The sequence below is a fragment of the Roseateles cavernae genome (assembly GCF_040187885.1).
GTDB lineage: Bacteria > Pseudomonadota > Gammaproteobacteria > Burkholderiales > Burkholderiaceae_C > Roseateles_E > Roseateles_E cavernae.
Map to the genome: position 1 here is coordinate 253,414 of NZ_JBDPLH010000003.1, position 12,445 is coordinate 265,858.

General features: G+C 64.5%; 6 protein-coding genes. 2 read left to right on the forward strand and 4 right to left on the reverse strand.

The window, feature by feature from the left end; translation table 11 throughout:
• Nucleotides 1-78 precede the first annotated feature (78 nt).
• Nucleotides 79-4,827 (forward strand): glutamate synthase-related protein, encoded by a 4,749-nt coding sequence (locus tag ABGI63_RS11820; protein WP_349742608.1) that lies wholly within the window; start codon nucleotides 79-81, stop codon nucleotides 4,825-4,827.
• Nucleotides 4,828-4,842: 15 nt separating this feature from the next.
• Complete coding sequence (locus ABGI63_RS11825; protein ID WP_349742609.1) at nucleotides 4,843-6,309, forward strand: glutamate synthase subunit beta; 1,467 nt, start codon at nucleotides 4,843-4,845, stop codon at nucleotides 6,307-6,309.
• A gap of 68 nt (nucleotides 6,310-6,377) precedes the next feature.
• On the opposite strand, the gene ABGI63_RS11830 is transcribed toward ABGI63_RS11825, so the two are convergent.
• Genes ABGI63_RS11830 through ABGI63_RS11845 form a run of 4 tightly spaced genes read right to left on the reverse strand, consistent with a single transcriptional unit; the run spans nucleotide 6,378 to nucleotide 12,404 of the window.
• Complete coding sequence (locus ABGI63_RS11830; RefSeq protein ID WP_349742610.1) at nucleotides 6,378-10,181, reverse strand: pilus assembly protein; 3,804 nt, start codon at nucleotides 10,179-10,181, stop codon at nucleotides 6,378-6,380.
• A gap of 8 nt (nucleotides 10,182-10,189) precedes the next feature.
• On the reverse strand, nucleotides 10,190-10,822 hold the full coding sequence (locus ABGI63_RS11835; protein ID WP_349742611.1) for a hypothetical protein: 633 nt from the start codon (nucleotides 10,820-10,822) through the stop codon (nucleotides 10,190-10,192).
• Nucleotides 10,819-12,000 (reverse strand): PilW family protein, encoded by a 1,182-nt coding sequence (locus ABGI63_RS11840; protein ID WP_349742612.1) that lies wholly within the window; start codon nucleotides 11,998-12,000, stop codon nucleotides 10,819-10,821. Before ABGI63_RS11840 ends, ABGI63_RS11835 begins: the two co-directional genes overlap by 4 nt.
• Entirely contained in the window at nucleotides 11,997-12,404 is a 408-nt protein-coding gene (locus tag ABGI63_RS11845) for a type IV pilus modification PilV family protein (RefSeq protein ID WP_432767408.1), read from the reverse strand. The genes ABGI63_RS11840 and ABGI63_RS11845 overlap by 4 nt, the downstream gene beginning before the upstream one ends.
• Nucleotides 12,405-12,445: the final 41 nt, after the last annotated feature.

Sequence of the window (12,445 nt, forward strand, 5' to 3'; positions counted from 1 at the left end):
GACCCCATTTAATCGAACTTGATGGTTTTGCTGCGGCGCAGTACGCTTCGCGCCATTGCTGATAGCGTGGAGAGAGCCATGACCAAGGCCACAGAGTTGCAACAAGCCGAGATCCGAGACCTGGCCGAACATGGCTTGTATCGCCCGTCGAACGAGAAGGACGCCTGCGGCCTCGGTTTCGTCGCCCACATCAAGGGGCTGAAGGCCCACTCCATCGTTCAGCAAGGTCTGAAGATCCTTGAAAACCTGGACCATCGCGGTGCCGTCGGCGCTGACAAGCTGATGGGCGATGGCGCCGGCATCCTGATCCAGATCCCGGACGACTACTACCGCGCCGAGATGGCACAGCAGGGCATCACCTTGCCCCCCCCGGGTGAGTACGGCGTCGGCATGGTTTTCCTGCCCAAGGAGCATGCCTCGCGTCTGGCCTGCGAGCAGGAGCTGGCCCGCGCGATCAAGGCCGAGGGTCAGGTCTTGCTGGGCTGGCGCGATGTGCCGGTGAACCGCGAGATGCCGATGTCGCCGACGGTGCGCGAGAAGGAACCCATCATCCGGCAGATCTTCATCGGCCGCGGCACCGATGTGATCGTGCCCGACGCGCTGGAGCGCAAGCTCTATGTGATCCGCAAGACTGCCTCCAGCGCAATCCAGGCGCTGAAGCTGACCCACAGCCGCGAGTACTACGTGCCCAGCATGAGCTGCCGCACCGTGATCTACAAGGGCCTGCTGCTGGCCGACCAGGTGGGCAGCTATTACAAGGACCTGGCCGACCCACGCGTGGTCTCGGCCATCGCGCTGGTGCACCAGCGCTTCTCGACCAACACCTTCCCCGAGTGGCCGCTGGCTCACCCGTATCGCATGGTCGCCCACAACGGCGAGATCAATACCGTCAAGGGCAACTTCAACTGGATGCGGGCCCGCGAGGGCGTGATGAAGTCACCGGTGCTGGGCGACGACCTGAAGAAGCTCTACCCGATCAGCTTCGAGCACCAGTCCGACACCGCGACCTTCGACAACGCGATCGAGCTGCTGACGATGAGCGGTTATCCGCTGGCCCATGCGGCGATGATGATGATCCCGGAAGCCTGGGAACAGCACGAGCTGATGGACCCGCGCCGCCGCGCCTTCTACGAGTACCACGCGGCGATGATGGAGCCCTGGGACGGCCCGGCCGCGATGGTCTTCACCGATGGCCGCCAGGTCTGCGCCGCACTGGACCGCAATGGCCTGCGCCCCGCCCGCTACTGGGTCACCGATGACGATCTGGTCATCCTCGCCTCCGAGTCCGGCGTGCTGCCGATTGCCGAGGGCAAGGTGGTCAAGAAGTGGCGCCTGCAGCCGGGCAAGATGTTCCTGATCGACCTCGAGCAGGGCCGCATCGTCGATGACGAGGAGCTGAAGAACCAGTACGCCAACGCGCGGCCCTACCGCCAGTGGATCGACAACGTCCGCGTCAAGCTCGACGACATCGAAGTGGCCGAGGTCAAGCCCGTGGTCTTCGAGACGCCGCTGCTGGAGCGCCAACAGGCCTTCGGCTTCACACAGGAAGACATCAAGTTCCTGATGGCGCCGATGGCGACCAATGGCGAAGAGGGCATAGGCTCGATGGGCAACGACTCGCCGCTGGCGGTGCTGTCGAGCAAGAACAAGCCGCTGTACAACTACTTCAAGCAGCTGTTCGCCCAGGTCACGAACCCGCCGATCGATCCGATCCGCGAGAACATCGTGATGAGCCTGAACAGCTTTGTCGGCCCCAAGCCCAATCTGCTGGACATCAATGCGGTGAACCCGCCGATGCGGCTGGAAGTGACCCAGCCCATCCTGGACTTCAAGGACATGGCGCGCCTGCGCGGCATCGAGTCTCATACCAACGGCAAGTTCAAGTCCTATGAGCTGGACATCACCTACCCGCTGGCCTGGGGCCATGAAGGTGTCGAGGCCCAGCTGGCCTCGCTGTGCGCTTCAGCCCAGGACGCGATCCGCAGTGGCCACAACATCCTGATCATTTCGGACCGGCACCTGAGCGCCAGCCGTGTCGCCATCCCCGCGCTGCTGGCGCTGTCCGCCGTGCACCACCATCTGGTGCGTGAGGGCCTGCGCACGACCGCCGGCCTGGTGGTCGAAACCGGCACGGCGCGCGAGGTCCATCACTTCGCGGTGCTGGCCGGCTTCGGCGCGGAGGCCGTCCACCCCTATCTGGCGCTGGAAACGCTCAGCAGCATGCATGCCGAGCTGCCGGGCAATCTGAGCGCCGACAAGGCGGTCTACAACTACATCAAGGCGGTCGGCAAGGGCCTGTCGAAGATCATGTCCAAGATGGGCATCTCGACCTATATGTCCTACTGCGGTGCGCAGATCTTCGAGGCCATCGGCTTGAAGAAGGACTTCGTCGAGAAGTACTTCCGTGGCACCGCCACCCAGGTCGGCGGCATCGGCGTGTTCGAGGTGGCCGAGGAGTCGATCCGCCTGCACAAGGCCGCCTTCGGCGACGACCCGGTGCTGGAAACCATGCTGGACGCTGGCGGCGAATACGCCTGGCGCGCCCGCGGTGAAGAGCATATGTGGACGCCCGACGCGATCGCCAAGCTGCAGCACAGCGCGCGCTCCGGCAAGTTCGAGACCTACAAGGAATACGCGCAGCTGATCAATGATCAGAGCAAGCGCCACATGACCCTGCGCGGCCTGTTCGAGTTCAAGATCGATCCGAGCAAAGCGATCCCGCTGGATGAGGTGGAGCCGGCGGCCGAGATCGTCAAGCGCTTTGCCACCGGCGCGATGTCGTTGGGCTCGATCAGCACCGAGGCCCATGCGACCCTGGCCGTCGCGATGAACCGCATCGGCGGCAAGAGCAATACCGGCGAGGGTGGCGAAGATCCGGCCCGCTACCGCAACGAGCTCAAGGGCATCAAGATCAGCGCCGGCACCAAGGTCAGCGATGTGATCGGCAACAAGGTCATCGCGGTCGACTACGAGCTCAAGGAAGGCGACAGCCTGCGCTCCAAGATCAAGCAGGTCGCGTCCGGCCGCTTCGGTGTCACGACCGAGTACCTGGTCAGTGCCGACCAGATCCAGATCAAGATGGCCCAGGGCGCCAAGCCCGGCGAGGGCGGCCAGCTGCCCGGTGGCAAGGTGACCGACTACATCGGCATGCTGCGCTACTCGGTGCCCGGCGTCGGCCTGATCTCGCCGCCGCCGCACCATGACATCTATTCGATCGAGGATCTGGCCCAGCTGATCCACGATCTGAAGAACGTCAACCCGCGCGCCGATGTGTCCGTCAAGCTGGTCTCCGAAGTCGGCGTCGGCACGATCGCGACCGGCGTGGCCAAGGCCAAGGCCGACCATATCGTGATCGCCGGCCATGACGGCGGCACCGGCGCCTCGCCCTGGAGCTCGATCAAGCATTGCGGCACACCCTGGGAGCTGGGCCTGGCCGAGGCGCAGCAGACCCTGGTGCTGAACCGCCTGCGCGGCCGCGTTCGCGTGCAGGCCGATGGCCAGATGAAGACCGGCCGCGACGTCGTGATCGGCGCGCTCTTGGGCGCCGACGAATTCGGCTTCGCGACCGCGCCGCTGGTGGCCGAGGGCTGCATCATGATGCGCAAATGCCATCTGAACACCTGCCCGGTTGGCGTGGCCACGCAGGATCCGCTGCTGCGCGCCAAGTTCACCGGCAAGCCCGAGCATGTCGTCAACTATTTCTTCTTCGTCGCCGAGGAAGCCCGCCAGATCATGGCCCAGCTGGGTCTGCGCAAATTCGACGAGCTGATCGGCCGCAGCGACCTGCTGGACACCAAGAAAGGCATCACGCACTGGAAGGCCAAGGGCCTGGACTTCGCCCGCGTGTTCCACCGGCCGGTGATGCCGCCCGAGGTGGCCCGCATCCACAACGACACGCAGGACCACGGCCTGGACCGCGCGCTGGACGTCAAGCTGATCGAGAAGTGCCTGCCCGCCTTCGAGCGCGGCGAGAAGGTGCAGTTCATGCAGCAGGTCAGCAATGTGCGCCGCACGGTCGGCGCGATGCTGTCCGGCGAGCTGATCCGCCGCAAGCCCGAGGGCCTGCCGGACCAGACCATCTTCATCCAGATGGAGGGCACCGGTGGCCAGAGCTTCGGCGCCTTCCTGGCGCAGGGCATCACCTTCTATCTGATCGGTGACGCCAACGACTACACCGGCAAGGGCCTGTCCGGCGGCCGCGTCGTCGTGCGCCCCAGCATCGACTTCCGCGGCGACGCCACCAAGAACATCATCGTCGGCAACACCGTGCTCTACGGCGCGACCCGTGGCGAGGCCTTCTTCCGCGGCGTGGCTGGCGAGCGCTTCGCGGTGCGGCTGTCGGGCGCCTCGGCGGTGGTCGAGGGCACCGGCGACCATGGCTGCGAGTACATGACCGGCGGCACCGTCGTCGTGCTGGGCAAGACCGGCCGCAATTTCGCGGCCGGCATGAGCGGCGGCATCGCCTATGTCTATGACGAGGATGGCCAGTTCGCCGGCCGCTGCAACCCGGCCATGGTGGCGCTGGACAAGGTGCAGCCCGCCGCCGAGCAGGAAGCCACGCTGGAGCGCGCGGTCTGGCACCACCTGGCCGGTGCCGAGCAGCAGACCGACGAGGCGATCCTGAAGAAGATGATCGAGGATCACCACCGCTGGACCGGCAGCCAGCGCGCCCGCGACATCCTGGACCACTGGGCCGCCTCGCGCGCCAAGTTCGTCAAGGTCTTCCCGCACGAGTACCGCCGTGCGTTGGGCGAGATCCATGCGGCCAAGGAGGCTGCCGACACCATTGCTCATGCCAAGGCACCCGCCTCGGCCGCCAAGGTCTAAGAAAGAAAGTCTGTCATGGGAAAAGTCACCGGCTTCATGGAGTATGAGCGTCTGGAAGAGGGCTATGAGCCCGTCGCCACGCGCGTCAAGGGTTACAAGGAATTCGTCATCGGCCTGAATGCCGACCAGGCCAAGATTCAGAGTGCGCGCTGCATGGACTGCGGCACGCCCTTCTGCAATAGCGGCTGCCCGGTCAACAACATCATTCCGGACTTCAATGACCTGGTGTACCGCGGTGATTGGCGCAACGCCATCACCGTGCTGCACAGCACCAACAACTTCCCCGAGTTCACCGGCCGCATCTGTCCCGCGCCCTGCGAGGCGGCCTGCACGCTGAACGTCAACGACGATGCGGTGGGCATCAAGTCCATCGAGCACGCCATCATCGACCGCGCCTGGGAAGAGGACTGGGTCAAGCCCCAGCCGCCCAAGACCCGGACCGGCAAGACCGTGGCCGTGGTCGGCTCCGGCCCGGCCGGCCTGGCGGCGGCCCAGCAGCTGGCGCGTGCCGGCCATGCGGTGACGGTGTTCGAGAAGAACGACCGCGTCGGCGGCCTGCTGCGCTACGGCATCCCCGACTTCAAGATGGAGAAGTCGCATATCGACCGCCGCGTCAAGCAGATGGAGGCCGAGGGTGTGGTGTTCCGCACCGGCGTGCTGGTGGCCGAACTGCCCGCCGACAGCAAGATCACCAACTGGGCCAAGGAAAGCATCAGCCCGGATGAGCTGAAGAGCCAGTTCGATGCGGTGCTGCTGGCCGGCGGTGCCGAGACCTCGCGCGATCTGCCGGTGCCGGGCCGTGAGCTGAGCGGCATCCATTACGCGATGGAATTCCTGCCGCAGCAGAACAAGGTCAATGCCGGCGACAAGCTCAAGGGCCAGATCCGCGCCGACGGCAAGCATGTGATCGTGATCGGCGGCGGCGACACCGGCAGCGATTGCGTGGGCACGAGCAACCGCCACGGTGCCAAGAGCGTCACCCAGTTCGAGCTGATGCCCCAGCCTCCCGAGGTCGAGGACCGCCCGCTGACCTGGCCCTACTGGCCGATCAAGCTGCGCACCTCGTCCAGCCACGAAGAAGGCTGCGAGCGCGAGTTCGCGATCGCCACCAAGGAGTTCCTCGGTGAGAAGGGCAAAGTCACCGGCGTCAAGACCGTGCGCGTCGAATGGCAAGGCGGCAAGATGGTCGAGGTGGCCGGCTCCGAGCAGGTGCTGAAGGCCGATCTGGTCTTTCTGGCGATGGGTTTCGTCGCCCCGGTCGCGACCGTGCTGGACGCCTTCGGCGTGGCCAAGGACAACCGCGGCAACGCCAAGGCCACGGTCGAGTTCACCGGCGGTTACCAGACCAATGTGCCCAAGGTCTTTGCCGCCGGCGATATGCGCCGTGGCCAGAGCCTGGTCGTCTGGGCCATCCGCGAAGGCCGTCAGGCGGCGCGGGCGGTGGATGAGTTCCTGATGGGGGAGAGCGAGTTGCCGCGCTGAGCAGCGGCTAAGCCCGTCTCCAAAACGACAGCGCCGGCTTGATGCCGGCGCTTTGCTATCGGAGTTGCTTACTGGTTGAGTTGGCGCCAGTTGAGTCGCCGCAGACCTTGCTTTCCGCTGTAGCTGCCAGGCAACGGGGTGATCTTGCCGGTGTCTGTGCCTGCCAGCAGCCGCGGCTTGCCGCTCACGCTATAGAAGCGCAGATCGGTTACAACGCCGGCCAGATCGATGAAGGTCTTGTTATTGGGCTCGAACACCGACTGGCCTCTGCCCAGATCGATCGCATAGACGCGGCTGCTGCCCGAAGGCGCACAGGCGTCGGCCGAGGAGGGCACCATCGCTGCGAAGGCCACGATGCCGTTGAAGGAGGCCGGGTCCGAGATCACGCGCCAGCCGGCGCCTGCGCCCAGGCGCCCCAGATCCACATACCAGCCGATTTCGCTCTTCAGGTCCAGCACGATCGCCTGCGTCAGATCGGTCAGCTGCTTGAGTTTGGCATTGCCAATCGGGAAGCTGATGCCTGCCGGCAGGTCCGACGCCTTGTTGGGGCGCACGCCGACGCCGTCGATGATGGCGTAAAAGCGCTGGCCCTGGGTATTGCCGCTGTCGGTGCTGTGCAGCAAGCGGCCGGTGCCCACCGTCACATAGCGCTTGTTGGTGTTGGGCTGTATCACCACCAGGGGTCGCGAGGTGATGGGCAGGGCGACCGTGCCGGTCGAGTCCTTCAACTCAGCGAATAGTTGCGGGCTCGGATAGTCGCCGGCATCGGTCTTGGTCAGGTCAAAGCGCCACAATTGGCCGAACAGGTCACCGGCATAGACGCTTTCGACGGTGTTGTCGGTCAGGTCCGGCACATAGGCCTGCACATGGGCCAGGCCCGTAGGTGCGGCGGCTGTGCCCTCCTTGCCGCCTTTCGCCTCGACCTTGGCAAGCAGCTCGCCGGTGCGCGCGTTGAGAATGAAGAGATAGCCCTTGCCGTCCCCGTTGTTGTAGCCGGAGCCGAAGACCACCACCCAGCCGTGCTTGCGGGTCTTGACCAGGGCCGGTTCGCCGTAGGTGAAGCCCAGGCCGTCCTTGTCGCTGAACTCCCACAGCACTCTGGTGGCAGCGCTGCTCTCGGTGGCCATATTGGCCGCTTCAGTCGCGTCGGTCGTGCCGGCCGGGTTGGTGACATCGAGCGCAAAAATGGACTTTCCGCCCTTGCCCAACGAGCCGATCATCAGGGTGCGCCAGTTGGTGCCGCTACCGCCAACCGTGCGGCCGAGATCGACGTCGCCCACCACCGGCGAGCCATCGACGAAGTTGTAGTGGGTGAACTCGGGCTTGCCCAGGGCCTGCAAGCCGTTGACGGCGGGCGTTCCGCTGGGGCCCTCATAAAGCGCGCCGGGCACATAGGCAAACACCTCATTGCCAGCCGTTGTGGTCGATGAGGCATCGACACCGTGCAGCATGCCCGCATTGGTCCCCACATAGACCATGGCCTTGCGCTTGGCGTACTTCTTCTTAAAGTCGTTGTAGCCGGGGTTGGTGGCATCCGAGTAGCGCTCGTTGGGTTCCACCACGACGCGTACGCGGGAGTTGACGATATCGCCGACCAGGCTGCTGCGGTCACGGTAGACCTTTTTGCTGGCGTCGGTTGCTACCGATATCTCGTACTGGCGCTCGCCGCGCAGATAGTTCACATAGTCCACGCCATCGTCGCCGCTGCGGTAGGCCGTGTTCAGAGCTGTCTTTTGCGAACTGGCCAGACTGTCATAGCGGAAGGGTACCCCGCTGGTGCCGTTGTGCGTGATGATCACCCGGCCGCCGTCCCAGCCGGTGCCCTTGGCCTGGTTGTCGAGCTTGGCTGAGAATTTCCAGGACTCGGTCTGCACCGGTGCGCCGGAGGTTTCATCGAAGGTCGATTTCGAGGCGGCCAACTCACCGCTCCAGGTGGTGGCGTCAAACAGCGCCGCAAAGCTGGCCGAGCCGGTGGTCGTGACCTGGGGCATGGCGGTTTGCAATGTGGTGGTGTTGGCCTTGAGCTTGGAGGCGATGCTTGCAAAGGCCTTGGTCAGGCCGTCCACCATCAGGTCCGGGCGGTCGGCGGTGAAGTAGTTGTCCGGGCGCGGGATATTCGTTCCCACCGTGTCCGTGTTGGTGCGCCACCAGGTCTCCGGCAGGGCGGTGGTCCGCGCATCGGGGTCGAAGCCCTCGGGCACGGTGAAGCCGCCGAACTTGGTGGCCAGATAGAAGGGGTTGGTGTTCTGATTCTTGAACCCGGTTTCCAGCACGTCCAGCCAGTAGGTCTGGACGGCCTGGCGGCCCGGCATCTTTTCTTCCGGCCGGATGTCCTTGGTGTTGGCGTAGTAGGCCATGCCGGCCATCAGCGCACCGGCATTGTTATTGGCGATGTTTTGCTGCGTACCCAGGGACTTGTTGGAGTTCTGCAGCTCGCCGACCTTGTTGGTGGCGTCCACGGCTTTGAACGTGTCGTCATTGAGCAATTTGTCTGGGGTGGGCTCGGAGTTACCGCCCGCGAACGGCAAGTTACGGTCGGCATGGCTATTGGTGTCGCCGATGCCCAGAATGAAGTTTTTCTGGCAGGAGTAGAGGATCGGGTCTTCCCACGCGGTCAGCACCGGGAAACCATCCGCAAAAACGGCGCTCTGCTCCGGAGTGGTGCCAGGGGCTGACCAATCCGGCACATTGCCCAAATTTCTGAAGTAGCGCACGGCTGCATAGTGCAACTCGCTCACCGGGTCGTAGGTCTTGTAGTTGTTGGTCAGGCTTCGATTGATTTGACCGAACTTGTTCAGATAGTTCATCACGCCACTATTGGCGCTGGCCACGTCGAAGGCTTTGTTGGTTTCCTTTTCTTCAAAGTGCGGGTTGTCATAGATGACACCCGTGTCGGCATTCCATTCGGGGGCTGTGGTCGCGAGCGGCTGGCCTCCGGGTACCGGCCGGGTCGGCCCGACGAACTTCTGCTGAGCACGCAGCACCGCGCCGTCGCGCTTGAGATTGCCATCGTTGAGGTAGCCAAAGGCGCTGTAGCGGATCTGGTCGGAATATTTCTGGATCAGCCCGGTGGGCTTGTAGTTGCCGGCCGGGTACTTGGTGCAGTTCTTCTCCATGTTGTCGACGCCCAGCGCCGGGTCGCAGACCTTGACCCTCACCATGAGCTGGTAAACGGTGGCCGGGTCCAGGGTCTTGGTCGAGCCGTAGCGCGTGGGACTGGTGCCTGCCAGATTCCCGCTCGCCGTGAATCGCATGGCATTGCCCAGGCCATAGGTTCTCGTGTTGAACGTCGTCCAGTTGACCGGCGTGGCCTTGGGTACGTTTGCCGCCGGGCTGATCGCGCGATCGGGGAAGTTGCCAATGCCACCCTGGGCCGAACCCCAGCCTTTCTCTAGGATGGTCTCGGTCGCCGTGTCGGTAGAGCGGTAGCCGCCGGTCAGGGCCCAGCGGAACGGGTCGATGGTCTGCATCGTGGCCCAGTTCATATAGTTGCCGCTCCACTGGCCGCTGCAGGTACGACTCGCCGCCAGGCTGGCAGGGAAAAAATAGCTCGAATCCACCTTCGTGGTGTCGTTGAACTGGTAGGTGTAGACGTAGCACTTGTTGGGGTCGAAGTAGCCCAGATAAGTGTTCGCGCTGCTGTAGGTGCCACCCTTGTGCGCCACGCTGATCGCGGTCGGAAACTCCACCGACAGGGCCAGCGCCATATTGCCCGGCACGCTGACCGAGGAAAACACCGGCTGGTCGGCGAGCTGTATCTGGGCCCAGCTGCTGTTCAGCAGGGACAGCAGCAGCAGGCCGGTGCAGTACCGGCGTGCCGGCGCGCTGATAGGCTTGGTTTTCATGAGACTCTCCTGCGGACGGCCGGTCACGGCTTCGCTCAGTTGCTGTTCGTGAACGTGGATTGGAAGAAGGATTGGGTGCCGCGCGGCCCGTTGACACGGATGCTGACGCGGTACACCACCTGCAGGGGCACGGCGCCGGCGCCGGCGCTCGAGCTGTCTTCGGCGCGCAACCGTTCGGACCAGCTGACGCCGGACGGCGGCGGCGGGCCGGCCATGCTGCAGCGGGACGGGTCGACAGCGCCGGTGTCGCTGCACAGACGGTCGATCACGTAGCGCACCTCGACGCCCGTGTCGGCCGGTTTGATGTCTCTGGTCGCGACTCCGACCTCAGCGAAGGCGGTGTCGGTGAGCAAGGCCAGCGGCACGCCTTGCGGATTGGTGGGCAGAATGACTTCGCTGTAGTTCTCTGCCTTGTTGGCCGCAAGCCGGGCGGCTTCGGTACTGAGGTTGCCAGTGCTGAGCACGGCGACCACCTGGTTCATCGCGAGTTCTCCCTGGTTGGTCAGGTCGCGCTTGAAGCCGATATTGCCCGCGTTGGTCAGCGAGACGTTCATCGAGCGCATCATCGCGGCTGCACCGACCAGCAGCAGCACCAGGGCGATCAGCGCGAAAACCAGGACCACGCCGCGCTGGCGGCCGGGGAGTTGGGGGGCTTGGAAGCGTTTCATGGCCGTACCGTCAGCATGATGTTGCGAAGAGGCACGGTGAACTCCACCGTGCGATGGCGTTGCCGCTGCTGAAGGCTTTCGATCTTGACCTCAACCTGCAGCGCGGCCGGCATGCCGGCGAACAGCGTCAGTTTGTCGGGGGCAACCTCCTCGCCCTCTTTTTCCACCCGGTCGCTGCGCAGCACCATGCCCACGCGCACCGCCATGATGCTCATCAGGCGTGCCTGTGCCGCTGCCGAACCGTCGGTGAGCGCGGCAGGCGCGAAATCGCCGGTCGGGGTCACCCATTGATCCACGGTGAATAGGAGGTTGTTGGGGGTGCTGTCAATGCCGTAAATCACCCGGAGGTCGGCAATGCCGTCGGCCATCACCTGCACTGCATCCTGCCCACCGAGTTGCAGCAGGTCGTAGGACACCAGGGCCGAATCAGCATTCATGCCCAGCAGCTGAAAAGAAGGCTGGTTGCCAGCCACATTGCCGAGCGCCGCCACCGAGGCGCTGCCCGTCTTCGCGAAGTCCGCCATCGCCAGACCGTTGATGACGGAGCTGGCATAGACACCATCCAGGTTGAGCTGCTGGGTGGCGCCCCCCGCAAAGGGGCTGGCGACCTCCTGCATCATGCAACCCACGCCTGTTTCTGCCACCAGCATCAGATCGCCGCCGCGCATGCCGACGGTGTTGGGCATGCGCAGCGATGTGGCTGTGGTCGAGTTGGGCAGTACGGTGGAGGTCGTCTCGGCCAGGCCCGAGGTGCCGGTCGCGATGGCAATCACATCCGAGTCGCCGTTGCCGGCGCCGGGAAAGACCAGTACCGGGGCCAGGCGCACCTGCTGGGGCAGGGTGTCGAAGGGGGCGGGGAAGGGCCCCAGACGCGGCAGGATCTGCTGACCATTTCGAGAGACGCGCAGCAGGCAGCCGAGGTTGTCTCTCCAACCCTGCACATAGCCCGAGCCCGCGCTGCGCAACTGGCGGTCGAGCTCGTAGGAGATGAAGTTGCCGTTGGCCGTCATGTCATTGGCCGTGCCCAGCACCCGCTTGCCGCTTTCGTACCGGACGGTGATCATGGTCATCGCCAGGGTCAGGGTCAGGCCGATGACCAGGGCGACCATCAGTTCGATCAAGGTCAGCCCCTGCGACAGGCGGCGCCCGAGGATTCGATAGGGTTTGATCGGATTCATGGCGCAGGAGCGGGGGCTGGAGGGGGGGGGGCTGGCGCCACGGGGATGACCGGTATGGCTACATCGGTCGTGTAGCGGTTCTTGGACTCGTCCTTGGTCTTGGGCGGGCTCCATTCCACCGTGATCCTCATGGTATTGCTGCCGAGATCTTTGACCGTGACTTCTCCGTTGGCCAGCCCGGCGCCAGTCGGATCCTTCGCCAGTTTTTGCCATTTCTCCAGCGTTGCGGCATCGATATTGACGCTGCCTAGCCCCCACATCTCCGATGCCAGCTCATTGGCCAGCAGCGCGGCGCGGGCGCGATCATCGGCGCCGACCGAGAACTGGGTGGCACGCGACTGCAGCGAGATCAGGCCCAGCAGGCCGAATGAGATCAGCAGGGCTGCGACCAGCACCTCGATCAAGGCGATGCCGCGCTGGGAGGAGCGCCGTCGGTGTGGGCAAG

Coding starts and splice junctions, on each gene's coding strand:
- ABGI63_RS11820 (WP_349742608.1), top strand. CDS start 79: ATGACCAAGGCCACAGAGTTGCAACAAGCCGAGATCCGAGACCTGGCC.
- ABGI63_RS11840 (WP_349742612.1), bottom strand. CDS start 12,000: ATGAATCCGATCAAACCCTATCGAATCCTCGGGCGCCGCCTGTCGCAG.
- ABGI63_RS11825 (WP_349742609.1), top strand. CDS start 4,843: ATGGGAAAAGTCACCGGCTTCATGGAGTATGAGCGTCTGGAAGAGGGC.
- ABGI63_RS11835 (WP_349742611.1), bottom strand. CDS start 10,822: ATGAAACGCTTCCAAGCCCCCCAACTCCCCGGCCGCCAGCGCGGCGTG.